This window comes from Klebsiella sp. MISC125 (assembly GCF_051131775.1).
In the GTDB taxonomy this organism is placed as follows: domain Bacteria; phylum Pseudomonadota; class Gammaproteobacteria; order Enterobacterales; family Enterobacteriaceae; genus Klebsiella.
The window spans coordinates 5,331,274-5,355,328 of the sequence record NZ_CP180448.1; the positions used below are offsets into that span (position 1 = coordinate 5,331,274).

General features: G+C 56.8%; 23 protein-coding genes. 11 read left to right on the top strand and 12 right to left on the bottom strand.

Translation table 11 applies throughout. The features are described from left to right. Nucleotides 1-14: 14 nt before the first annotated feature. From ACMYSL_RS24975 to ACMYSL_RS24995, 5 genes are all read right to left on the bottom strand, one after another. On the bottom strand, nucleotides 15-485 hold the full coding sequence (locus ACMYSL_RS24975; protein ID WP_182236101.1) for a PTS sugar transporter subunit IIB: 471 nt from the start codon (nucleotides 483-485) through the stop codon (nucleotides 15-17). Nucleotides 486-499: 14 nt separating this feature from the next. Then, entirely contained in the window at nucleotides 500-922 is a 423-nt protein-coding gene (locus ACMYSL_RS24980) for a PTS sugar transporter subunit IIA (protein WP_304255729.1), read from the bottom strand. Nucleotides 923-1,021: 99 nt separating this feature from the next. Then, on the bottom strand, nucleotides 1,022-3,787 hold the full coding sequence (locus ACMYSL_RS24985; protein WP_434660241.1) for a sigma 54-interacting transcriptional regulator: 2,766 nt from the start codon (nucleotides 3,785-3,787) through the stop codon (nucleotides 1,022-1,024). A 284-nt stretch (nucleotides 3,788-4,071) separates the two neighbouring features. Then, nucleotides 4,072-5,517 carry a tagaturonate reductase gene (locus ACMYSL_RS24990; protein WP_434660243.1) on the bottom strand — a complete coding sequence of 482 codons (1,446 nt, stop codon included), beginning with the start codon at nucleotides 5,515-5,517 and terminating at the stop codon, nucleotides 4,072-4,074. Nucleotides 5,518-5,528: 11 nt separating this feature from the next. After that, the gene (locus ACMYSL_RS24995) at nucleotides 5,529-6,551 is read right to left on the bottom strand and encodes a zinc-binding alcohol dehydrogenase family protein (RefSeq protein ID WP_304255725.1); all 1,023 of its coding nucleotides are present in this window, start codon (nucleotides 6,549-6,551) and stop codon (nucleotides 5,529-5,531) included. Between the two features lie 140 nt (nucleotides 6,552-6,691). On the opposite strand from ACMYSL_RS24995, the gene ACMYSL_RS25000 reads away from it, so the two are divergent. Further along, nucleotides 6,692-7,606: a GntR family transcriptional regulator gene (locus tag ACMYSL_RS25000; RefSeq protein WP_112215104.1), complete on the top strand. Its 915-nt coding sequence runs from the start codon at nucleotides 6,692-6,694 to the stop codon at nucleotides 7,604-7,606. A 180-nt stretch (nucleotides 7,607-7,786) separates the two neighbouring features. Further along, entirely contained in the window at nucleotides 7,787-9,148 is a 1,362-nt protein-coding gene (locus ACMYSL_RS25005) for an MFS transporter (protein ID WP_304255723.1), read from the top strand. A gap of 3 nt (nucleotides 9,149-9,151) precedes the next feature. Here the strand turns inward: ACMYSL_RS25005 and ACMYSL_RS25010 are convergent, their stop codons facing one another. Next, a complete protein-coding gene (locus ACMYSL_RS25010; RefSeq protein WP_434660245.1) occupies nucleotides 9,152-9,988 on the bottom strand; it encodes a GNAT family N-acetyltransferase in 837 nt (278 codons plus the stop codon). A 32-nt stretch (nucleotides 9,989-10,020) separates the two neighbouring features. Between ACMYSL_RS25010 and ACMYSL_RS25015 the strand changes: the two genes are divergently transcribed. Together ACMYSL_RS25015 and ACMYSL_RS25020 are read left to right on the top strand one after the other, a co-directional pair. Then, on the top strand, nucleotides 10,021-10,554 hold the full coding sequence (locus tag ACMYSL_RS25015) for a GNAT family N-acetyltransferase (RefSeq protein ID WP_434660246.1): 534 nt from the start codon (nucleotides 10,021-10,023) through the stop codon (nucleotides 10,552-10,554). Between the two features lie 70 nt (nucleotides 10,555-10,624). Continuing rightward, nucleotides 10,625-11,488: a MurR/RpiR family transcriptional regulator gene (locus tag ACMYSL_RS25020; protein WP_110272796.1), complete on the top strand. Its 864-nt coding sequence runs from the start codon at nucleotides 10,625-10,627 to the stop codon at nucleotides 11,486-11,488. On the opposite strand, the gene ACMYSL_RS25025 is transcribed toward ACMYSL_RS25020, so the two are convergent. From ACMYSL_RS25025 to ACMYSL_RS25045, 5 genes are all read right to left on the bottom strand, one after another. Continuing rightward, nucleotides 11,485-12,084: a 2-dehydro-3-deoxy-6-phosphogalactonate aldolase gene (locus tag ACMYSL_RS25025; protein WP_434660248.1), complete on the bottom strand. Its 600-nt coding sequence runs from the start codon at nucleotides 12,082-12,084 to the stop codon at nucleotides 11,485-11,487. The genes ACMYSL_RS25020 and ACMYSL_RS25025 overlap by 4 nt on opposite strands. Then, nucleotides 12,071-12,943 carry a 2-dehydro-3-deoxygalactonokinase gene (locus ACMYSL_RS25030; RefSeq protein WP_434664261.1) on the bottom strand — a complete coding sequence of 291 codons (873 nt, stop codon included), beginning with the start codon at nucleotides 12,941-12,943 and terminating at the stop codon, nucleotides 12,071-12,073. The genes ACMYSL_RS25025 and ACMYSL_RS25030 overlap by 14 nt, the downstream gene beginning before the upstream one ends. Nucleotides 12,944-12,953: 10 nt before the next feature. Next, nucleotides 12,954-14,441 carry a sodium:solute symporter family protein gene (locus tag ACMYSL_RS25035; RefSeq protein WP_434660249.1) on the bottom strand — a complete coding sequence of 496 codons (1,488 nt, stop codon included), beginning with the start codon at nucleotides 14,439-14,441 and terminating at the stop codon, nucleotides 12,954-12,956. Between the two features lie 187 nt (nucleotides 14,442-14,628). Then, a complete protein-coding gene (locus ACMYSL_RS25040; protein WP_139539310.1) occupies nucleotides 14,629-15,021 on the bottom strand; it encodes a RidA family protein in 393 nt (130 codons plus the stop codon). Between the two features lie 10 nt (nucleotides 15,022-15,031). Then, nucleotides 15,032-16,471, bottom strand: coding sequence for an N-acyl-D-amino-acid deacylase family protein (locus ACMYSL_RS25045; RefSeq protein WP_434660250.1), 1,440 nt, complete (start codon nucleotides 16,469-16,471; stop codon nucleotides 15,032-15,034). A 201-nt stretch (nucleotides 16,472-16,672) separates the two neighbouring features. On the opposite strand from ACMYSL_RS25045, the gene ACMYSL_RS25050 reads away from it, so the two are divergent. Continuing rightward, complete coding sequence (locus ACMYSL_RS25050) at nucleotides 16,673-17,887, top strand: amino acid deaminase (RefSeq protein WP_434660252.1); 1,215 nt, start codon at nucleotides 16,673-16,675, stop codon at nucleotides 17,885-17,887. A gap of 294 nt (nucleotides 17,888-18,181) precedes the next feature. Here the strand turns inward: ACMYSL_RS25050 and hpaR are convergent, their stop codons facing one another. Beyond that, a complete protein-coding gene (gene hpaR, locus ACMYSL_RS25055) occupies nucleotides 18,182-18,622 on the bottom strand; it encodes a homoprotocatechuate degradation operon regulator HpaR (RefSeq protein ID WP_434660253.1) in 441 nt (146 codons plus the stop codon). Nucleotides 18,623-18,909: 287 nt separating this feature from the next. Between hpaR and ACMYSL_RS25060 the strand changes: the two genes are divergently transcribed. The 6 genes from ACMYSL_RS25060 to hpaH all read left to right on the top strand — a co-directional run bounded on the left by ACMYSL_RS25060 (nucleotide 18,910) and on the right by hpaH (nucleotide 24,046). After that, nucleotides 18,910-19,542 carry a fumarylacetoacetate hydrolase family protein gene (locus ACMYSL_RS25060; protein ID WP_304255706.1) on the top strand — a complete coding sequence of 211 codons (633 nt, stop codon included), beginning with the start codon at nucleotides 18,910-18,912 and terminating at the stop codon, nucleotides 19,540-19,542. Continuing rightward, complete coding sequence (locus ACMYSL_RS25065) at nucleotides 19,539-20,300, top strand: fumarylacetoacetate hydrolase family protein (RefSeq protein ID WP_434660255.1); 762 nt, start codon at nucleotides 19,539-19,541, stop codon at nucleotides 20,298-20,300. The genes ACMYSL_RS25060 and ACMYSL_RS25065 overlap by 4 nt, the downstream gene beginning before the upstream one ends. After that, nucleotides 20,300-21,766, top strand: coding sequence for a 5-carboxymethyl-2-hydroxymuconate semialdehyde dehydrogenase (gene hpaE / locus ACMYSL_RS25070; RefSeq protein WP_434660257.1), 1,467 nt, complete (start codon nucleotides 20,300-20,302; stop codon nucleotides 21,764-21,766). The genes ACMYSL_RS25065 and hpaE overlap by 1 nt, the downstream gene beginning before the upstream one ends. A gap of 1 nt (nucleotide 21,767) precedes the next feature. Beyond that, a complete protein-coding gene (gene hpaD / locus ACMYSL_RS25075) occupies nucleotides 21,768-22,625 on the top strand; it encodes a 3,4-dihydroxyphenylacetate 2,3-dioxygenase (RefSeq protein WP_110272737.1) in 858 nt (285 codons plus the stop codon). A 12-nt stretch (nucleotides 22,626-22,637) separates the two neighbouring features. Beyond that, nucleotides 22,638-23,018, top strand: a complete 381-nt coding sequence (locus ACMYSL_RS25080) for a 5-carboxymethyl-2-hydroxymuconate Delta-isomerase (RefSeq protein ID WP_434660259.1) — start codon at nucleotides 22,638-22,640, stop codon at nucleotides 23,016-23,018. 224 nt (nucleotides 23,019-23,242) lie between these two features. Beyond that, entirely contained in the window at nucleotides 23,243-24,046 is an 804-nt protein-coding gene (gene hpaH, locus ACMYSL_RS25085) for a 2-oxo-hept-4-ene-1,7-dioate hydratase (RefSeq protein ID WP_182236073.1), read from the top strand. The last annotated feature ends 9 nt before the right edge of the window (nucleotides 24,047-24,055 follow it).

Below are 24,055 nucleotides of genomic sequence, written 5' to 3' on the forward strand. Positions count from 1 at the left end.
TCTGTCCTCCGGAATTAAACACATTCCGCAAAAAGCTGTTTGCGATCGTTAGGGACCTGGCGAATTTCAACCTCAACGCCATTCCCAACCAGTTGTTGCAGCTGTTCTATTTCTTTTGGCAGTAAATTAATTGCCTTAGAGATATTCTGGCTGCCCTCTTTCGCTTTAATCCCGCCAAGATTAATGCTCTTGATATTTCCCACCGCATTGGCAATACGCCAGGCATCGTCCACCGATTCAACAACAATAAATAAATTATATTTATCGGTAACGCCGCTTTTAATTGCCTCAATGGAGTCATCAATATTTTTAATCACCAGTTTTACCGACGGCGGCTTAGCGAGTTTAATCGTCGTTTTACGCAGTTCATCGTTAGGGACATTATCGTTAGCGATCAAAATACAATCGGCACCGACATATTGCGTCCAGGAAAAGGCTACCTGTCCGTGAAGTAATCGATGGTCTACCCTTAAAAGCGTAATCATAGTGTTCCCTCATTTCAGAAGTCTTTATCAGTGGTCATCGCACTGGCAATCGTCTGATTGCAGTACTGAATGCTCTCTTTGGCGCTTATTAATGCTTCAGAAATTAGCTTTTCGGTATTTTCTTCCCCTGCCGAAATAAGCAGGTCAATAATTAATGGTAGATTTAAACCGGACAATAAATGAAAGTGTGGGCGCGATAAAAAGCGCACAAACTCATTATTGACGCTACCGGCGAAGATATCCGTAATCACTATCAGTTCATCCTCGGCGGGAAAACGCGCCAGCAGCGTCTCCACCTGCTGCGTCAGATCGACTTCCTCCTCCACATAGGCGCACAGGGTATAAATATTCGGCTGTTTACCGAGGATCAGCTCCACGGAGTTCAACAGACCGTTAGCAAAGGTGCCATGGCTGGCAAAAATATAGTGTCGTTTCATCCTTACCTCGAAAGCGCATTCCACTGCTTTCTTAATTGCAACCGGCGTGCCAGAAACAGTGGCGCGCCGGTTAACGTAAGAACGAAAAGACGAAAGGAATTAAAACTCTTGATCTTCCTGAATAAATTCCGTTTCCCGCGTCAGGATATCGTGAATGTAATACAGCTCAACCGGGGGGATTTTGACACTATACCCACTCTCAATGACACTAAAGGCCTCGCGTAGAATAACCAGCTCACTCTGCGGACACTGCCTTCCCGAGTAATGGGTCGGTGAAGCGTTGCGAATTAACCGCTCAATCAGACAGCTTATATGCACATACAGCGCCACCTTACGATCGTTGGGCACATCGCAGCCGGCCAGGTGCTCATAGCGCAGTAAAAACTGCTCAACCTGATTGATCACCTTCCCGGTATCGAGGATCGTCACCGACTCGATCACCCTGCGCAGCGAGAAATTCTTCAGGATCAGGTTATTGATTTCGCTGACCTGCTCCGCAGTCGCCAGTTCGCCGAAGATACGCATCAGCGGCCGGCTCCCTTCGCCGGAAATCAGTGAGTCGAGCGAGATCCACGGCAGTTCTGCCAGATGCGGATCCAGGGTGCCGACGATCGCCAGCACCTCGTAGCGGCTCAGCATCGACTCCCGCCGTGCGGGATCGGCGAGAGTTTCCACATCGCAGGCGACAATATCAATGCCGAGCAATTCAGGAATACTGGCTTTTAACAGCGCCGACAAGTTAGCCGCCGCGCCCAGACCGGTGGCGCAGGTCGTGAGAATCGCCCGCGGTTTGTCGGTTTGCGGGTAGTAGAGCTGATGCTCAACCGCGAGGTCATCGCCAATCTCACGGACGATATCCTCCAGCATATCGCCCTGTAAAATGCGCTCGCCAACGTACATCGCCATCCCGGTCGAGACGTTATTAATAATCGCCATCGGGGTGGTCAGGCGGCGGTTAAAGTGGCTATGAATCGCCTTCAGAGAACCCATATCGACCAGAATGATCAGCCCGGAGGCCAGCGCGTGGCTCTCAATGTAGCTTATCACCTGGTCGGCGATAGCCTCCGGCGTGACGTCGAGCGGCATATCAAATGACTCAAACAGCTGGCTTTTCAACAGCCGGTTCGCCACGTTAGCGATACTGCTGGCGGTGGCGTAGCCGTGGGCCACAATTATCGCGCGAGTCACCTGCTGCTGGCTGATTGCGCCGGTTTTTTGCAGCCACAACACCAATAACAACAGGTCAATGCGCCGGGGCTCGATATCCAACTTCAGCGCCAGCGCGGCGAGGATCTCTTCGCAAAAGCGATACAGCAGCGGGAATTTCTGCGCCAGAAAGTCCTCCAGTTGGCGGCTTTTCTCGCTGCTCATCCGGGAGTGTGCCTGGCGGGAACGATGTATCAGGTAGTGGCTCAGGGCGTAGATACAGTTGCCGTTAAACTGGATATTGAAACGCTTTTCAAGGCGATAAAACTCTTCCCGCACCTGGTGGGTGATCAGCAACAGCATATGCGAGCTGTTGGCATCGTGATTATCAAAAATTAGCCGGTCAAAGAGGGTTTCAATCTCCTCGCCCATGCTTTTTTGCGCCTCTTCCCAGTGCATTTTTTTACTCAGCACCGCCTCGTACAGCGCCAGAACGCGGCATTGAGTATCGTAAATCAGCCCCTGCACCGGGTCGCGCGCGCGCAGCAGCCAGACCAGGCTGGTCTGCGGTTCGACGAGCAGCGGCTCCTCCTGGCCCATCGGTTCACTCAGCGCAGGCGTTGCGGCCATGATATTTTCCGGCAGGTCATGCAAAGTGACGTTAAGCACCTCGCTACCGGGGCATTTAGCCCATGCCGACGCCACCGCGTACTTAATCACGTTCTTCAGTTCACCCACGTTGCCGCGATAAACATAGTGAGCCAGCACCTGTAAAAGCCGCGGCGTCAGCTGGAGCCGGGCGGCGAGCGTGCGCGCCTCCTGCCAGAAAAACTGCAACGTTAACGCCTCTTTCTCGTGACGACTGCGGTTTTGCAAATCCGGCAGGCTGACGAGGATTGGAATGCGGCGAATAAAAGTGGTCAGAAAAGTGCTGTGAATATCTTCGGTAGTGGCAAACACCAGCCGCAGCGAAATCGGCAGTCCCTGCGCCGTTTCCCCCACCCGATAGATCTCCTTGCGGTCCAGCCAGGTGAAAAGCTTTTCCTGCCCCTGCGCATCCAGGCGATGGACTTCATCAAGAAACAGCATACCGCCGTTTGCCGCCTCAAACGCCCCGGCTTTATCGCTCTGCGCGCCGGTAAACGCGCCTTTGACATAACCAAACAGGTTGGCGGCCAGCAGCTCCGGGTTGCTGGCATACTGGGCGCAGTTAAAGCTGATAAACGGCGCATCCGGCTCCAGCAATCCCTGAGCGATAGCGAACTCGTGCATCAGCTCCGCCATATAGCTTTTGCCGGTGCCGCTGTCGCCGGTAATCAGCAGCGGTAGCCCGCCGTTGGGATAAAACAGCGCGGTTTTCATCTGCTCAATGGGCTTACGCAGGCTGCCATCATGGCCGGTCAGTAGTGAAAAATGATCCGCCTGCTCCGGCTGCCGGTCGCTTTCAGCAAGCAGCTCCGCCATGCTGGCGTACTCGCAGCGGGAAAGGGGGAAGAACTGCTGGCGAAAGGCTTTTTTATGCAGAAAATAGACCGGGCGAGTGTTGATCTTCACCAGCACATCCTGGGTAACCAGCTGGTTCAGATAGTGGCTGGCGGTATTTCTTTGCATCGCAAAACGCTGGGCCAGATAGCTGGCCGTGAAGACTTCGCTCAGGTTATCCGGATCAAAAAAATCCGTCTGATTTTGCAGAAAAGCCAACAGTTCTGTTTTACGCATGCATCCCCCATCATCGCCATCGCAGGCACTTAGAGCCTCCCCCAGTAGGCGTTATTGGCGCAGGCAGTTTGAACACGGCCAGCGCGGAAGAACCGGAGCGTACACGTAGTACGTGAGGATTCTGAGCACTGCCCAGGTTCAAAATGGCAAGCAAAATAGCCCTAATGGGATAGGCTCTTATGATGCGGGAAATCCACCAACCATTGGCGCTTAATTCATTTTTTGCGGTTCAGAGCACAAAAAAAAACGGCGTCCAAATCCGCGGACGCCGCACAACAAACCGACTACAGCCGCGCCAGGGCCTCGCGCATTCCTGCGCTCAACATCACTTCCAGATACCGCGTGACTTGTTCAGCCAGTCCGGGAATCACCGTTAAATCCTCGCCCCAGTGCTTTTTATCCTGTAACACCTCCACCACCAGTTCATGCAGAGCACGACCGTTCGCCACCTGCGTCCAGCCTTCAGCAAAGCGGGTTAACCAGACGTCATCATCCTGTAGCGGATACGTCTGCCCGTCACGCTGGCCGCGATAGAAGGCAATCAGCGCCGCCAGAGCGAACGTCAGGCGCGGCGGAATCGCACCATGCTGGCGAATATTCGTCAGCAGCTGCGGCAGGATCCGGGTACGGAATTTGGTCATACCGTTAAGCGCAATCGACAAAAGCTGATGGCGGATATACGGATTAAGAAAGCGCCCGGTCACGGCATCGGCAAACTGCCGTAACTCGTCGGCAGGTAAATCGAGCGCCGGAATAATCTCTTCGCCGATGGTTTGTTGCACATAATGGCGAATGGCTTCGTCCTGCATCGCTTCGCCAACGGTATCCACGCCACATAGCCACGCCACGGGAACCAGCGCGGTATGCGCACCGTTGAGAATGGCGACTTTGCGCTCTTTGTAGGGGCGAATATCGTCGACGATGCGAATATTGAGCGGGCAGCGATCAAGGCGCAGTTTCTTCGCCAGCGCCTGCGGCCCCTGAATCACAAACAGCCAGAAGTATTCGGCGGTATCAAGGAACGCATCGTGATAGCCCAGCTCCGCTTCCAGCTTTTGCGCTTCATCGCGCGGGTAGCCGGTCACGATACGGTCAACCAGCGTGGAACAGAAGGTATTGGCCGTTTCAATCCAGTCGCTAAAAGCCGCAGGCAACTGCCACTCTTGGGCATAGCGCAGTACCAGCGCCTTCAGCGCCTCGCCGTTATAATCAATCAGCTCGCAGGGAATAATCATCCAGCCCTTATCTGCTGCGCCGTCGAAATGGCGGAACCGTTCGAGCAGGAGCTGGGTCAGCTTCGCCGGGAAGCTCACCGGCGGCATATCGTCAGGCCGGTCTCCGGCATGGTAACTAATACCCGCTTCGGTGGTGTTCGAAAACACGAACTCAATTTCCGGATTACGGGCCAGCGCGAGATAGTCGGCAAAATCCTGCCAGGGGTTGATCTCGTTATTAACGGAGCGAATAACCCGCGCCTCGCTCACCGCCTCGCCGCGTTCATCCAGTCCGCGGATCACCGTGGTGTAAAGCCCGTCCTGGGTATTGAGCGACGGCGGGAACTCGGTGTTGATCGGGCGAACGATGGTCACCCCGGCGGCCAGATCGGTTTGCTCATTCAGCAGATCCAGTTGCCAGTCGATGAACGCCCGCAGGAAATTGCCCTCGCCGAACTGAATCACCCGCGTCGGGTACTGAGCCCCCGGAAACTCTTTTCTGTTTAATGTTTTCATGGCCTTCCCTGCTAAAAATGAATGACGCCTTTGATCAGCTGGCGATTGTTAATCACTTCGCTTTCATAGATTTCAGCCAACGATTTGAAATCGTAACGGTGGGTCAGCATCATACTGGCAGTCACTTTCCCCTCAGCCATCAGCCGCCCGACTTTGGCAAAATCCTCTTCTGTCGCATTGCGACTCCCCATCATGGTCGTCTCTTTCTTATGAAACTCCGGGTCCGAGAACTGCAGTTCGCCTTTAAACAGGCCGACGAAAACAATGCTGCCGCCGTGGCGAATTAAATTCACGGTGTTATTCATCGCATGCTGGTTCCCCGTCGCGTCGATCACCTTCTGCGCCAGAGAGCCGCCAAACGTCTCACACAACTGCTCGGTAAACTGCGGGTCAGAAGGGTCGAGGGTAGTCAGGCCAAGATGCTGCGCCACATGATCGCGCCGCGCCGGGCTGGTATCCGCCACCACGACCTGCGCACCGTCGGCTTTGGCGATTGCCGCCGCGCCCAGGCCAATCGGTCCCGCACCAACCACCAGCACCTGCTCTCCCGGCTGAATATCTGCGCGACGCACCGCATGGGCGCTAATGGCGAACGGCTCAATCAGCGCCACCGCCTCAGGATCAACGTCATCAACCACCAGAAGGTTCTTCACCGGCACGCTGAGATACTCGCTAAATCCGCCGTCGCGATGCACGCCGATCACCGAAATCTTCTCACAGCAGTTTGTCCGCCCGCTCAGGCAGGCCGGACACTGACGACAGGCCACGTAAGGAATAACCGCAACCTGCTGTCCGCTCTTCAGATTAAGAATATTTTTACCGAGTCCAATTATCTCGCCGCATATTTCATGGCCAAGTACTCGCGGGTAGCTAAAAAAGGGTTGATTACCGCCCCACGCATGAATATCCGTCCCACAAATCCCCACCGCTTTTATTTTAATCAGAACTTCATCATTGCCAGGAATGGGAATCTGGCGTTTTTCCCAGTTAAGTTTTTTGGGTTCCTGACACACTAATGCATTCATCGACGTCATAATTATTACCTCCGTATTTGTTGGCTTAGATATCGATGAAAAAAACAATCCAGGATAAAGTCATTGCCAAAATTGTGAAACCTCGCGCACAAAACCGTTTTAAATCCGGTTTTAATATCTAAAAAACAGGGAGTCTATGTATGAGCCGTTCACAAAACCTTCGTCATAACGTGATTAACCAGGTCATTAACGATATGGCGCGCGGCTTTATCCCCTCGCCGCTGCCCTCGCAAAGCGCGCTGGCGGAGATGTACAACATCAGCCGCACCACCGTGCGCCATATCCTCAGCCACTTATGCGAGCGCGGCGTGCTGAGCCAGGTCAATCAGGATTACCTGATCCTCCGCCTGCCCGAAGTGCAGGACGGCTTCGACGGTTCCAGCGCCTCGCTGGCCGAACAAAATCGCCTCTTTGAGCAGGCATTTTTCACCATGATCAACCAGCGCCAACTGCGCGCTGGAGAGATGTTTTCCGAGCTACAGCTGGCGCGGGCCGCGGGCGTCAGCCCGGTGGTGGTCAGAGAGTTTTTATTGAAGTTCAGCCGCTACAACCTGATTGAAAGCGAAAAACGCGGTCAGTGGAATATGAAGAAGTTTGAGCAATCCTGGGCGGAGCAGCTGTTCGAGCTGCGCGAAATGCTGGAAACCCACGCGCTCCAGCACTTCCTCAACCTGCCGGATAACGATGCCCGCTGGCTACAGGCGAAAACCCTGCTTGAGCGCCATCGGGCGCTGCGGGACAGCATCGGCGACAGCTTTCGCATGTTCTCACAGCTCGATCGAGATTTTCACACGCTACTGCTTTCCGCTGCTGATAATATATTTTTTAATCAATCACTTGAAATCATTTCCGTTATCTTCCACTTCCACTACCAGTGGGATGAGAGCGACCTTAAGCAGCGCAATATCATCGCCATTGATGAACACATGACTATCCTGAGCGCGCTCATCTGCCGCAGCGATCTGGATGCCAACCTGGCGCTACGTAACCACCTGAACTCCGCGAAACAATCAATGATTAACTCCCTCAAGCAGAATGAATCCCTGCTTTATTAAGTACCGATTAAAAACAGCAAATGATTATCAGGAGCACAAATCTAAAAATGTAATCCAATGAGATGGAAAAGGTTATTTATGCTGATAACAAGTCGACTTACTTTACTGTTAAATGTGTGGGTGGTGTTTAAAACCGCTCAATGTCACTTGTCGTTCAAATAGAATAGCCAGGAGTCCGGCGTGGAACCCAAAAATATAGCTATCGACCCGCAAACCACCTTTGAAAAAGGGAAAGCGGAGACAATTTCAGTTCCGTTAAATAATACATTGCAGCGTAGCGCTCGCATTAAGAAAATTCAGACCACGGCAATGATTCTGTTATTTCTGGCGGCGGTTATTAACTACCTTGACCGAAGCTCATTATCCGTCGCTAACCTGACCATCCGCGAGGAGCTGGGATTAAGCGCCACCGAAATAGGGGCTCTGCTGTCGGTCTTCTCTCTGGCCTACGGTATCGCACAGCTCCCCTGCGGGCCGCTGCTGGACCGCAAAGGTCCGCGCATCATGCTGGGGCTGGGGATGTTTTTCTGGTCACTGTTTCAGGCCGTTTCGGGGATGGTGCACAGCTTTACCCAGTTCGTCCTGGTGCGCATCGGCATGGGGATTGGCGAAGCGCCGATGAACCCTTGCGGCGTCAAGGTGATCAACGACTGGTTTAATATTAAAGAGCGCGGGCGTCCGATGGGCTTCTTTAACGCCGCCTCAACTATTGGCGTCGCCATTAGCCCGCCGATCCTCGCCGCGATGATGCTGGTGATGGGCTGGCGTTGGATGTTTATTACCATCGGTGTGCTGGGGATTTTTGTCGCTATCGGCTGGTATATGCTCTATCGCAACCGGGAAGATATCAATCTCACCGCCGACGAGCAGGCATACCTGAATGCCGGAAGCGTGAACGCTCGCCGCGATCCATTAAGTTTCGCCGAATGGCGCAGCCTGTTCAAAAACAAAACCATGTGGGGAATGATGCTGGGCTTCAGCGGCATCAACTATACCGCGTGGCTGTATCTGGCCTGGCTACCGGGCTATCTGCAAACGGCCTATAATCTTGATCTGAAAAGTACCGGTTTTATGGCCGCCATCCCGTTCCTGTTCGGTGCCGCAGGCATGTTAATCAACGGCTATGTTACCGACTGGCTGGTTAAAGGCGGCATGGCCCCGATTAAGAGCCGCAAAATTTGCATCATTGCCGGTATGTTCTGCTCCGCCGCGTTTACGCTCGTCGTACCCCAGGCGACAACATCAATCGTCGCGGTGCTGTTAATCGGTATGGCGTTGTTCTGTATTCACTTTGCCGGAACCTCCTGCTGGGGATTGATTCACGTCGCGGTGGCCTCACGAATGACCGCTTCCGTCGGCAGCATTCAAAACTTCGCCAGCTTTATCTGCGCGTCCTTTGCCCCTGTGGTGACCGGATTTATCGTCGATACCACCCACTCATTCCAGCTGGCGCTGATTATCTGCGGCTGCGTCACCGCCCTTGGCGCGCTGGCCTATATTTTCCTGGTTCGCCAGCCGATTAGCGACCCGCGTAACGGCTAAACCTTACCGCCCTGCTGACGATGGGGCGCTAAATTCCACGCTCATCTCATACTGCTTTAAGGCCAATGGCGCATAGCCTGCGGCTTTAAACAGCGGGGTAAAGGTTTCCGGGATGGTCACCGACGTGCCGAGCCCCGGAAACTGGCGGGCAAGAGCAATCAGCATTTCCCGTCCCAGCCCGCGCCCGCGGGCGGCGGGTTCAACCCACAAAAACTGGAGCTGCGGCCTGCTGGTTAACGTCGCCAGCACGGCAAAGGCCCGCTGATTGAGGGTGAACGCCCGGCATGGCAGGGTGCTGAAGGTGAGCGGGTCCATCAGCCACGGCAGCTGGCCGTTGACCTCGGCACCGGCCCTGCGCGTCAGGGCCAGCACATCACAATCTTGCAACACGGGCGGCTCATCACTTCCGACCTGTGAACTTAAATAGCCACACAGCCCGTGCCGCACCTTGAAGCCGAGCGATTGATACAGCGCCATCGCAGCGTGATTTTCGCGGATCACCTCCAGCCACATCCGCCGCACTCCCTGAACCTGCAAAGAGGCAATCAGCGGCGTCATTAACCGACGCCCAAGCCCTTTACCGCGATACCCGGACCGCATCCCGAAAGCCGCTAACCGGGCTTCATCACCGCGTCGGGCGACAACGGCCATCGCTGCGGGTACATCGCCATCCAGCCAGACGCATGAATCCAGCAGGCTCAGCCCTTCGGCGCTGAAGCGCTGGACAAAAACTTCTACCGACAGCACGACGGGAACCAGGTAATCCTCAAAACAGTCGCTAAGGATAGTCGCCAGTTGCTCGATACTGAACTGGGTAGCCGGAACGGCGGTAAGCTCCATGTTTTTCTCCCGAAGGCTGCTATGCTGAGGTGATGAAAACTACCACTATAACCGCCACCACCACATTACGCCTGACTCAGGAGAACGATATCCCTCTCCTGCCCGCTATTGAACGCTCTGCCGCCCAGGCTTTTCGCCAAATCCCGGCGCTGGCCTGGCTGGCGCAAAGCGAGGTGATAAGCGCCGATCGCCACCGGCTGTTTCTTGAAACCGAACACAGCCTGTTGGCCGTGGCCGATGAGCAACCGATAGGCTTTCTGCTCACCGAACCACTGGATGATGCGCTGTTTATCGTCGAGATTGCCGTCCATCAGGCGTGGCAAGGACGAGGCATTGGCCGCATGATGCTGGAGCAGGTGATTGAGAATGCCCGAAGAGCGGAATATCCAGCGGTCACGCTCACCACTTTTCGCGAAGTGCCGTGGAACGCGCCGTTTTATACCCGCCTGGGCTTTTCGATGCTGGACGAGCTGACGCTGCCGTCAGGGCTGGCGGCAAAAAGGGAGCTGGAAACGGAACATGGACTGGCACCAGAAACGCGTTGCACCATGCGGCTGGCGCTGTGACCTCCGGCGCTGCTTTCATCGCCTGAATATGGTACAAAGTATCATTCAAAACTTACCCGCTGATACCCGTATGTCCTGGTCAATCGATATCATTTCCTGCATTACCGATCGCTTTGTTGAACTGACGGCGACCGAAAAGCGCATCGCGCAGTTTATTCTCGATGATGTCGCGGCGGCGGCGGAACTGCCTATCGCCGAAATGGCGCGGCTGACCAACACCAGCCAGGCCTCGGTCACCCGCTTCGCGCGGGCGCTGGGTTGCAAAGATGTTCGCGAACTGAAGATGAAGCTGGCGCAATCTCTGGCGGTCGGCCAGCGCTTTATTCTCGATGTCCCGGACCTCGAAGGCGTGCAGGGGATCTATGAGTCGATCATCGGCGTGCTGGAGACCAATCGTCGGGCGCTGGATATCGAAGCACTGAAGCGCGCGGTCAGCTGGCTGAGCGATGCGCGGCAGATTCTGGCCCTCGGCATGGGCGGCGGCTCCACCATCTGCGCCCAGGAAATTCAGTATCGTCTGTTTCGCCTCGGCCTGCCGGTAGTCAGCCAGAACGACGGCCTGCTGGTGCGCATGATGAGCTCGGCGGTGACGCCAAAGGATGTGGTTATCGTGCTGTCATTAGGCGGTTATACCCAGGAAATCATTGAAAGCGCGGCGATTGCCAGCCAGTACGGTGCGAAGGTAATCGCGATTACCCCAGCCGGAACGCCGCTGGCGGAGCAGGCGGATCTGGTGCTGCCGCTGCTGGTGCGCGAAAACGACTATATCTTCAAGCCCAGCACTTCGCGCTATGCGATGCTGGCGATGGTTGATGTGCTGGCCACCGAACTGGCGATGGCCAACAAAACCCAGGCCAAAGGCCGGCTGCGGCGTATTAAGCTGGCGCTCGACAGCCACCGCGGCGGCGTCGACCGCCAGCCGCTGGGTGACTAAACCGCGCTAGCGGCAATAAACCTCCCCGCCTGCTGGCGGGTGCGTTCCACCGCTTGTCCGGCGCGATAAAGATCGCTCCCCAACCCGGCTCCGGCACACCCGGCCTGCACCCAGGTCGTCAGATTCTCCGGCGTCACGCCGCCTACCGCCAGCACCGGCACTTCCGGCGGCAGCACCGCTTTCAGCGCGCGAATATAGTCCGGGCCAAAAGCGGAAGAGGGAAAAATCTTCAGCCACTGCGCCCCGGCATCCAGCGCGCTAAACGCCTCCGTCGCCGTCGCGCACCCGGCGCAGACCAGCATCCCGCGCGCCACCGCCTGGCGGATAACCGCAGGCTGGGTATTCGGCGTGACGATAAGCTTTGCCCCGGCGTCGGCCAGAAAATCGACCTGCTCAACCTTCAGTACCGTCCCTGCGCCAATCACCGCCTGCTCGCCAAACTGCGCCACCATCTGCGGGATACTTTGCTGCCAGTCCGGCGAATTGAGCGGGATTTCAATATAGCGAAACCCTGCGCCAATCAGCGTATCAATATGCTCTGCCGCTTCTGCGGGGCGAATGCCGCGCAAAATCGCCACCAGTTTAAGCTTGTCCATTCATTATCCTCGCCATGCCGCTCAGCAATGCCTCGTCGCCGCTACAGCTGTTGACCGTCATCCCGCACGCCATCATCGCCCGACGATAGCGGGCATTCAGCGCCGGGTCCCCCACCAGGCTGACGGTTGATATACGGTAACGCTGACCCAGGGTTGCGACCTCAGCGCCAATCAGCAGCCCGGAGAGATAGTCGCTGACCGATGTCGCCGCCAGCGCCCCCAATACCCGCGCCGCCCTGGCGACAAACAGTTCGCTAATTAACGAGGGCTGCGCCAGCCCCTTTTCCAGCCCCAGTTCAAAAGCAGCTTCGTCCGGCAACTGGGCCGTAAGCCCCTTGCCAAGCAGCGATTGCGTCATCAGCAGATGATGCAGCTCACCGGTCATCGCGGTAGCAAAGTGGCGCACCACGCCGCGCTCTACTTGCACCCATTTACAGTGGGTGCCCGGCATCACGTAGCACTCCGCCGGGGCCAGTTGCCACGCGCCCAGCAGCTGCGTCTCTTCCCCGCGCATCACGTTGTACTCCCCGACCTGTTCAATCTTGAGGCCGGGAATAATCCACACGCCTTCGGCAACGGCAAACAGCTGTTGCCCTGGGGCATCAATCGCCGCCGGACAAGGCAAGTACGGCACTGACTGCCAGCCCGCGTCACTACCGATCATCCCGGCCATCAGCACCGGAAGCTTCTCTGCGCCGCGCCAGGGAGCCAGGTGCTGCTGGAATACCTCCTCAGGCAGCTGTCCGTTGAGGCGAGTCACGCCCAGCGGCAGCTGCTTCGTCTCAACGCACTGGCCGTTGCGAATCAACCAGCCGCGCAGCTGGGTGGAACCCCAGTCGACGGCAATATAGTTATTTATCCCCATTTCCTTAGCCCCGCGACGTATTGCGTTTGCCAATCGGCAGCGGCGGCGCAGATGGGCGGCTTTCACGCTCCTGAGTGATCATCTCCAGCGCTTCTTCGCGGCTCATCTTGCTGGCAGGCGTAAGCAGTGTGACCACCACTGAGGCCACCAGGCTGGTCAGCACCGACGGAATACATGGGTTGCCCCAGAAAGCCATCCAGTCGCTGTCCATCAGTACCACCACCGATGCCCCTGCGCCGCCTGCCAGCGCGGCAACCGCGCCCTGCCAGTTAAAGCGATTCCAGAAGCGGCCAAGCATGGTGCAGATAAACATCCCGGACATAATCATTGAGATCATTTTGGTGATATAGCTGATGATGTCGTTAGAGGTAAGCGCGAACAGCAACGCCAACGCGATAACCAGCACGAGGAACATCCGTGACAGGCGAATCGCTTTTTCCGGCGCAGGCATATGACCGGTGACGAGGGTATAGAGATCGCGCAACATGATGGACACCGCGGCAATCGCGTCGGAGCTGCCTGACGACATATTGGCCGACATCCCGGCAATCAGAATTGCCATCGCCAGCACCGGCGGCAATACCTGCGTGGCAAACAGGAAGGCGAAACCGCTGTTTTCCAGGTTCGCATTCATGGTCCACACCGCCATACCGATAATCGCTGGCAGGAAGGAGAAGCCAAGGTACAGCAGACCCGTGATGGTGAAAGACTGACGTACCGAGGAGACCGTCTTCGCCGAATAGATTCGCTGACGGTAAGAAGGTGTCGCCAGCACGCCAACGCCGATGACTATCGCCAAAGAGAACGCAGGCAGAATACCCAGTTTATCCACGGCAAATAAACTTTGCGCCGCCGGGTCAACCGCTTGCTGAATATGGCTCCAGCCGCCAACGTGATGCACCGCCAGAATCGCCATCAGAATAAAACCGACAAACAGCACGATGGATTGAATGGTATCGATCCAGACTACCGCCGAGTAACCGCCGATACCGACATACACCACAAAGGCCAGGGCGATAATGATTTTGGCAACGTTAATATCGATACCACTGGCCCAGGCAAGATACAGACCGCCCCCTAAAATATGTGCACCAAGCCAGCCAATTGAGGCAATAAAAATAAGGATAGCGACCAGGTTTTTAATTATTTTGCTGCCGCCGGTGTAATAAGACATCTCTTCGCTCATGGTCATAAAGCGAAATTTACGTACCGGAGCAAATAGCCACGCCACCAGCAGGATCCCTATCGCGCCGCCAAGACCATACAGCATCCCCGCCCAGCCGTTAGTGTAGCCAAAGCCCACCGCACCAACGCTTGATCCGGTACCGACCATGGTACCGACGGTTGAACCCAGAGTCAGGATCATCGGCAGAGAACGGCCGCCCAGTAAAAAATCTTCACCCGTCTTTTGCTTACGCGACACATACCAGCCTAACGTAATCATGGCGCAGGCATAGACCGAGAACCAAATCAAAAAGGACATATTATTCATTGCTCACATCCAGACGTAATAAATAATACTCGTACTGCTGAATATTATAAGTTGATAGAAACAATGCCTGAAAAAAGGCAAAGCGACACCGCTGGTGCCAGCCTGTTTATTCAGTCTGGCGCCAATATCACACTTTTTTGCTTATTCCTCCCCGAGCGGAGAAGAATGCTATTTTTCGCGCGCGGTTTTACACGCGCGCCGCGTTATAACAGGTCACATCTACTTCGACTTTGCAATCCACCACCAGATCCGCCACGCAGCAGATACGGGCTGGCGGGTTATCGCCAAAGAACTCGCGGAACACTTTGTTGAAGGACTGGAAATAGCGCGAATCGGTGAGGATCACTTTGACGTGTACGACGTCGGCGAGGGTATAGCCCGCTTCGGTCATGATATCCACGCAGTTCTGAATCGCCAGACGCGCCTGGTCGACAATCCCCCCTTCCACCACTTCGCCATCTTTCATCGGCGTCTGACCGGAGACGTACAGCCAGCCACCCGCTTCCACCGCGCGGGCGAACGGCAGATGCTGCCCGCCGGTGCCGGTTCCGCCTTCCACGCCATAACGTTTAATACTCATCTTTCACTCCTTAGCTCATTCGGCGGCGCAGGAAACGCCCTGCGCGCCCGGTAATCTTTTTATCGCTGCCGTAGCTCATCACGCCGTTAACCATCACCGCTTCTATGCCGTCCGCCGGTTGTTTCGGGTCGGAGAAGCTGGCGACATCGCGCACCGTTTGCGGGTCAAATAGCACCAGATCGGCGAAGTAGCCCACTTTCACCAGCCCACGATCCGCAAGCTGAAAGCGTGCCGCCGAGAGGCCGGTCATTTTGTGAATGGCGGTGGTCAGCGGAAACAGCTGTTCATCGCGACTGTAGTGGCCCAGTACCCGAGGGAAAGCCCCCCACAGCCGTGGATGCGGCATCGGGTCGTTCGGCAGGCCATCGGAGCCGATCATGGTGACCGGATAACGCAGCACCCGCCGCACGTCCTGCTCGTCCATGTTGTAATAGATTGCACCTGCGGGCATTAGCCGCGCCGCCGCATCATGGAGGCTCACCTGCCAGCCATCGGCAATTTGCTTGAGGGTTTTACCGGCCTGTTCTGGCTGCGCTTCCGACCAGGTGATAACGATGTCGAACTCATCGGTCACCTGCTTCATATCCAGCGTCGACGAACTGGCGGAATAGGGGTAGCAGTCGCAGGCGATCTCCTGGCGCTGGCGCATCTCATCGAAGAAAGCCAGCGTCTCCTTCGTACGACCCCAGTTTTTCGCCCCGGCGCACTTGTGGTGCGAAACCACCACCGGCACGTTACCGTGGCGACCAATGCGAAACGCTTCGTCGAGCGCTTCCAGAATAGGTTCAAACTCCGAGCGCAGATGGGTCGTGTAAATTCCCTTCTCCGCCGCCAGCTCTTCCGCCAGCGCCATCACCTCTTCAGTGGTGGACTGGAACGCGCTGGCGTAGGCCAGACCGGTACTCAGGCCCAGCGCCCCCTGACGCAGGGCATCGCGCAGCTGAACACGCATCCCGGCGATTTCGCTTTCCGTCGCCGGGCGGAACAAATCATCCATATGATTGTTGCGCAGCGCGGTATGGCCAATCAGCGTGCCAACGTTCAGTGACGGCTTCGCCGCCTCCACCGCGTGGGCGTAAGCCTCAACGGTGGGATAAATAAATTGCTCCTGCTCGCCCAGCAAGTTCATCGGGTCCGGCACGCCGTCGCGCATGGTTGCCGTCGCCGCGCTGATCCCGCAGTTGCCAACGATCACCGTCGTCACCCCCTGGCTCAGCTTGGGCAAATACTCCGGCATACGGATGACGTTGATATCGTCATGGGTATGCACATCGATAAACCCGGGGGCCAGTACACGCCCCAGCCCCTCAACCACCTGCTCCGCCGCCAGATTCAACGCCGGGGCCATATCCACAATCCGATCGCCCTTCACCGCTACGTCACCACGAAACTGCGGCCCGCCGCTGCCGTCGATGACGGTGACGTTTTTGAAAAGCCAGTTAACTTTCATCGCAATTACTCCCTTTCAACTCTGCCGACAAGTTAACCATTTACAAGGCGGAAAAACAGTGGAAAACTACGCAAAAACCAGATCAATTTATGATACTTTTATTCATTAAACATAACGATCACATATTAAATTTATATTTATCAATAAATTAAAATTGATACCCAACTTTTATCCGAGCATAAACCCTGAAAGGATAGTGTTATGAAATACCATTCCGATACGCTTGTCCCGCACAAAGCCGCCGTGATGTCCGCCCCGGCAAATCTGCTGGCAGAGGATATCTGCCTCCCCGCCGCGCTGCTGAAAAAAACGGCGCTGGAAAATAACATCGCCTGGATGCAGCGCTACGCCGATGCGCGCGGCGTCTCGCTGGCACCGCACGGTAAAACGACGATGACACCGTGGATTTTTCAGGCGCAGCAGCAGGCGGGCGCATGGGGGATCGGCGTGGGTAGCGCCTGGCAAGCCAGCGCGGCGATGGCCAGCGGCGTGCAGCGCGTTTTGATGGTCAACCAACTGGTCGGCAAGGCCAATATGCAGGTGGTATCGCGCCTGAAAGGGCATTATCGGGCGGCGGATTTTATCTGCTGCGTGGATAGCCTTGCCAATGCCCGCACGCTGTCGGCGTTTTTCAACGAGCGGCGGCAAACGCTGGATGTGCTGATTGAGTTGGGCGTGCAGGGCGGGCGCTGCGGCTGTCGCAGCGTTGAGGACGCGCTGGCGCTGGCACAGGCGGTGGCGGAGCTGCCGGGCCTGAAGCTGCGCGGTCTTGAGCTGTATGAAGGGGTTTTGCACGGCGACGATCCGCAGCCGCAGGTTGAAGCCCTGCTGCGCCAGGCCGCCGAACTGGCCTGTCGAATGGCGCCGCTGGTTGAGGGCGAGTTTGTGCTGACCGGCGCCGGTACCGTTTGGTACGACGTGGTGTGTAACATCTGGCTGGCGGCGGAGAAACCGGCAAACTGCCGGATCGTTATCCGCCCCGGCTGCTATATCACCCACGACCGGGGGATCTACGATATCGCGCAGCAGGAGCTGGTGTCGCGGGATCCGATCGCCTGCGATCTGGGCGGCGACTTAGCCTCGGCGCTGGAGCTGATGGCGATGGTCCAGTCGGTGCCGGAAGCGGATCGCGCGGTGGTTAACTTCGGCAAGCGCGACTGCGCCTTCGACGCCGGACTGCCGCAGCCCATCGCCCTCTATCGTCACGGTGCGCAGCTATCCGCCGAGGGGATCGCGAGCGTGGGGATTATGGATCAGCACTGCATGCTGCACCTTGCACCGGGCAGCGACGTGCAGGTTGGCGATATTCTAGTGTTTGGTACCTCGCACCCGTGCCTGACGTTTGATAAATGGAAAACGCTGCTGCTGGTGGATGACCAATACAACCTGCTGGAAGAACTGGATACGCTGTTCTAAATGGTGCCTTTCCCGGAGGCGGCGCGCTGCGCCTGTCCGGGCTACCAGCCCATAAGCGGCTGTGAACCGTAGCCCGGGCAGGTGCGCCAGCACCGCCTCCGGGGATTTTCACAGCTCCGGGCTACCAGCCCGTAAGCGGCTGTGAACCGTAGCCCGGACAGGTGCGCCAGCACCGCCTCCGGGGATTTTCACGGCTCCGGGCTACCAGCCCGTAAGCGGCTGTGGATCGTAGCCCGGACAGGTGCGCCAGCACCGCCTCCGGGGATTTTCACGTTTTCACGGCTCCGGGCCATCTTACGACGCCTCTTCCTCTCCTCTCGCCCCGTTACCCAGCGCAATAAACTCCTCCAGCAGCGCGGTCAGTTGCTGCATTTTCTCTGCGGTGAACTCGGCTTCAATCAGGCGATAAGCCTCTTCTACCTGGGTCTGCGCACTGTCATATAGCTTCAAACCCGCTGGCGTCAGCGAAACGTACAGTTTGCGCTGATCGTTAATCGGCTTTAAGCGCAGCACCAGGCCATCGCGTTCCATGCGGGTGAGGATGCCGGTCAGGCTCGGACGTAAAATACAGGCGCGAAAAGCCAGATCGTGAAAATCCATCGACGTATTTTCGGCAAGGATACGCACGATGCGCCACTGCTGCTCGGTAAGATTATGGCGTTTAACGATCGGCCTGAAATGGGCCATCGCCGCTTCCCGCGCCTGCAATAGCGCGATGGTTAACGAATCATGCATCACATACCTCTAAATAAAACTACCATTCTGTTAATAAGTTAATAATTAGCGTTAATTGCCTCATAACGCAACCGGTTTCTGCCTCTGAAAAGTACCAGATGGTACAGGATGAAATCATTATCCATTGATTTACAAAGAATAAAAAATTATAAGTGTAAATTTATTGTTAATCGCATCACAAAATATTCACTTCTGTTTGCCAAACGTTTCTGCAAAGCATAAAAGATGATCATTAACATATTAATGAAATATCTTCGATTCCGAAATCAGCAGCAAAGGAGTGGTGAATGAAAGGTACCATCTTCGCCGTAGCGCTTAACCATCGCAGCCAGCTTGATGCCTGGCGCGAAGCGTTCCAACAGGCCCCCTACAAAACGCCGCCGAAAACCGCGGTCTGGTTTATCAAACCGCGCAATACCGTGATCGGCAACGGCGAGAACATACCTCACCCGCAGGGCGAAACCGTACAGAGCGGCGCGACCGTGGCGCTGATCGTCGGCAGAACCGCGCGCAAAGTGGCCGCAGAAGAAGCCGCCGCTTATATTGCTGGGTACGCGCTGGCTAACGACGTCAGCCTGCCGGAAGAGAGCTTCTATCGTCCGGCAATCAAGGCCAAATGCCGCGACGGCTTTTGTCCGATTGGCGAACTCGCGCCGGTCAACAACGTCGATAATCTAAATATCATCACCGAAATCAACGGTCGCGAAGCGGACAGCTGGAACACCGCTGACCTCCAGCGCTCCGCCGCCGAGCTGCTGAGCGCCCTGAGCGAATTCGCCACGCTCAACCCTGGCGACGCCATTCTGATCGGTACCCCGCATAACCGCGTCACGCTGCAACCCGGCGATCGCGTGCGCATTCTCGCCGAGGGCTTCCCGGCGCTGGAGAACCCGGTGGTCGCAGAAGGAGAGCTGGCATGAAACAAGCACGCATTGAATGGCAGGGACAGCAGCACGATGTTCAGGTTGATGAACGCGACCAGGTTCGCCTGGCTGACGGCAGGCTGCTAAACGAGGGCGAATTCCGCTGGTTGCCGCCCGCCGACGGCACGCTGTTCGCGCTGGGCCTGAACTACGCCGATCACGCCAGCGAGCTGGAGTTTAAGCCGCCCACCGAACCGCTGGTGTTTATCAAAGCGCCGAACACCTTTATCGGCCACCAGCAGGAATCGGTACGCCCGGATAACGTCGAGTACATGCACTACGAAGCCGAACTGGTGGTGGTGATCGGCAAAACCGCGCGTAAAGTCGCCGAAGCCGATGCCATGGAGTACGTCGTCGGGTATACCGTCTGCAACGACTACGCCATTCGCGACTATCTGGAAAACTACTATCGCCCGAACCTGCGGGTGAAAAGCCGCGATACCCTGACGCCGATCGGCCCATGGATCGTCGCGAAAGAGTCGATCCCGGATCCACATAACCTGGCGCTGCGCACCTGGGTCAACGGCGAGCTGCGCCAGCAGGGCACCACCGCCGATCTGATCTTCAGCATTCCGTTCCTGATCGCTTATCTCAGCGAGTTTATGACCCTGCAACCGGGCGACATGATCGCCACCGGTACGCCGAAAGGGCTGTCGGACGTGGTGCCGGGCGATGAGGTGATCGTCGAAGTGGAAGGCGTCGGCCGCCTGGTCAACCGCATCATCAGCCAGCAAGCGTATGAGGAGAAGCTGTAATGAAAAAGATAAACCACTGGATCAACGGCAAAAACGTCGCTGGCGCCGAGTATTTTCATACCACCAACCCGGCAACCAGCGAGGTTCTGGCGGAAGTCGCCTCCGGCGGCGAAGCCGAAGTCAATCAGGCGGTGGCGGCAGCGAAAGAGGCGTTCCCGAAATGGGCCAATCTGCCGATGAAAGAGCGCGCACGTCTGATGCGTCGCCTGGGCGATCTGATCGATCAGAACGTGCCGGAGATCGCCGCCATGGAGACCGCCGACACCGGCCTGCCGATCCACCAGACCAAAAACGTGCTGATCCCACGAGCGTCGCATAACTTCGAATTTTTCGCCGAAGTGTGCCAACAGATGAACGGCAAGACCTACCCCGTTGACGACAAGATGCTCAACTACACCCTCGTACAGCCGGTCGGCGTGTGCGCGCTGGTATCGCCGTGGAACGTGCCGTTTATGACCGCCACCTGGAAGGTTGCGCCGTGCCTGGCGCTGGGCAACACCGCGGTGCTGAAAATGTCCGAGCTGTCGCCGCTGACCGCTGATCGTCTGGGCGAACTGGCGCTGGAAGCGGGCATTCCGGCGGGCGTACTGAACGTGGTTCAGGGCTACGGCGCGACGGCGGGCGATGCGCTGGTGCGCCACCACGACATCCGCGCGGTGTCGTTTACCGGCGGTACCGCCACCGGGCGCAATATCATGAAAAACGCCGGGCTGAAAAAGTACTCCATGGAGCTCGGCGGCAAATCACCGGTGCTGATTTTTGAAGATGCCGATATCGAGCGCGCACTCGACGCCGCGCTGTTCACCATCTTCTCGATCAACGGCGAACGCTGCACCGCCGGCTCGCGCATCTTTATTCAGCAGAGCATCTATCCCGAATTCGTCAAACGTTTTGCCGAACGCGCGAACCGCCTGCGCGTCGGCGATCCGGCCGATCCGAACACTCAGGTGGGAGCCCTGATCAGCCAGCAGCACTGGGAGAAGGTTTCCGGCTATATCCGCCTCGGTATTGAAGAGGGGGCAACCCTGTTGGCAGGCGGCCCGGATAAACCGACCGATCTGCCTGCGCATCTGCAAAGCGGTAACTTCCTGCGCCCGACGGTGCTGGCGGACGTCGACAACCGCATGCGCGTCGCCCAGGAAGAGATTTTTGGCCCGGTAGCCTGTCTGCTGCCGTTTAAAGACGAGGCGGATGGTCTGCGCCTGGCCAACGATGTGGAATACGGCCTCGCCTCTTATATCTGGACCCAGGACGTCAGCAAAGTGCTGCGTCTGGCGCGCGGCATCGAAGCCGGAATGGTGTTCGTCAACACCCAGAACGTCCGCGACCTGCGTCAGCCATTCGGCGGCGTGAAGGCCTCCGGCACCGGCCGCGAAGGCGGCGAATACAGCTTTGAAGTATTCGCTGAAATGAAAAACGTCTGCATCTCGATGGGCGACCATCCGATCCCAAAATGGGGAGTCTGATATGGGAAAGTTAGCGTTAGCAGCAAAAACCACTCACGTACCGTCAATGTATCTTTCTGAACTGCCGGGTAAAAATCATGGCTGCCGTCAGGGAGCCATTGATGGGCATAAAGAAATCAGCAAGCGCTGTCGTGAACTGGGCGTCGATACGATTATCGTTTTTGATACTCACTGGCTGGTAAATAGCGCCTATCACATTAACTGCGCTGATCATTTTCAGGGCGTCTATACCAGCAACGAGCTTCCACATTTTATCCGCGACATGACCTACGACTACGACGGCAACCCGGAGCTGGGCCAGCTTATCGCCGACGAAGCGGTCAAGCTGGGCGTGCGCGCCAAAGCGCACAACATCCCGAGCCTGAAGCTAGAGTACGGCACGCTGGTACCGATGCGCTACATGAACGCCGATAAGCATTTCAAAGTGGTCTCTATCTCGGCGTTCTGCACCGTTCACGATTTTGCCGACAGCCGCAAGCTGGGCGAGGCCATTCTTAAGGCTATCGAGAAATATGACGGCACCGTGGCGGTTCTGGCCAGCGGTTCGTTGTCGCATCGCTTTATCGACGATCAGCGTGCGGAAGAAGGTATGAACAGCTACACCCGCGAGTTCGACCATCAGATGGACGAGCGCGTCGTGAAGCTGTGGCGTGAAGGTAAGTTCAAAGAGTTCTGCACCATGCTGCCGGAGTACGCCGACTACTGCTACGGCGAAGGCAATATGCACGACACGGTGATGCTGCTCGGCCTGCTGGGCTGGGATAAGTATGACGGCAAGGTGGAGTTTATTACCGAACTGTTCGCCAGCTCCGGTACCGGCCAGGTCAACGCCGTGTTCCCGCTGCCGGAACACGCCTAAGGAGAACACAGAATGCCGCATTTTATCGCCGAATGTACCGATAACATCCGCGAACAGGCCGATTTACCGGGTCTGTTCAGCAAAGCGAGCGAAGCGCTGGCGGCGACCGGCATCTTTCCCATCGGCGGCATTCGCAGTCGCGCCATCTGGCTGGATACCTGGCAGATGGCCGACGGTCAGCACGATTACGCCTTCGTGCATATGACGCTGAAGATTGGCTCCGGACGCAGTCAGGAGAGCCGTCAGGACGTGGGCGATATGCTGTTCGCGCTGATTAAAGCCCATTTCTCCGCGCTGATGGAGAGCCGCTATCTGGCGCTGTCGTTTGAAATCACCGAGCTGCATCCGACGTTGAATTACAAACAGAACAACGTGCACGCACTGTTTAAATAAGGCGCGCTCGGTCAGTCCCCTCACCCCTTTGGGGGAGAGGGTTAGGGTGAGGGGGGCTCTCTGCGGCCTGATGCCCTCACCCCGGCCCTCTCCCACAGGGAGAGGGGGAAAACCACCCCGGCTTCCGGCACATAACACAAAGCGACACGAACCGTAGGCCGGGTAAGACGCACTCGCGTCGCCACCCGGCGCAGCAGCACCGAACGACGTAACAGGAAGCAACTATGCTCGATAAACAGACCCATACTCTGATCGCCCAGCGGCTGAACCAGGCGGAAAAACAGCGCGAACAGATCCGCGCTATTTCGCTGGATTACCCAACGATCACCATCGAAGACGCCTACGCCGTACAGCGCGAATGGGTCAACCTGAAAATCGCCGAAGGGCGCGTGCTGAAGGGTCACAAAATCGGCCTGACCTCAAAAGCAATGCAGGCCAGCTCGCAAATTAGCGAACCGGACTACGGCGCGCTGCTCGACGATATGTTTTTCCACGACGGCGGCGATATTCCTACCGACCGCTTTATCGTCCCGCGCATCGAAGTGGAGCTGGCCTTCGTGCTGGCCAAACCGCTGCGCGGCCCCAACTGCACCCTGTTCGATGTTTATAACGCGACCGACTACGTGATCCCGGCGCTGGAGCTGATCGACGCCCGCTGCCACAACATCGACCCGGAGACCCAACGCCCGCGCAAGGTTTTTGACACCATCTCCGATAACGCCGCCAACGCCGGGGTGATCCTCGGCGGTCGGCCCATTAAACCCGACGAGCTGGATCTGCGCTGGATCTCCGCCCTGCTCTATCGCAACGGCGTGATTGAAGAGACCGGCGTCGCCGCAGGGGTGCTCAATCATCCGGCCAACGGCGTGGCCTGGCTGGCAAACAAGCTCGCACCATACGACGTCCAGCTGGAAGCCGGACAGATTATTCTCGGCGGCTCCTTTACTCGCCCGGTTCCGGCGCGCAAGGGCGACACCTTCCACGTCGACTACGGCAACATGGGCTCGATTAGCTGCCGCTTTGTTTAAGGGGAACAT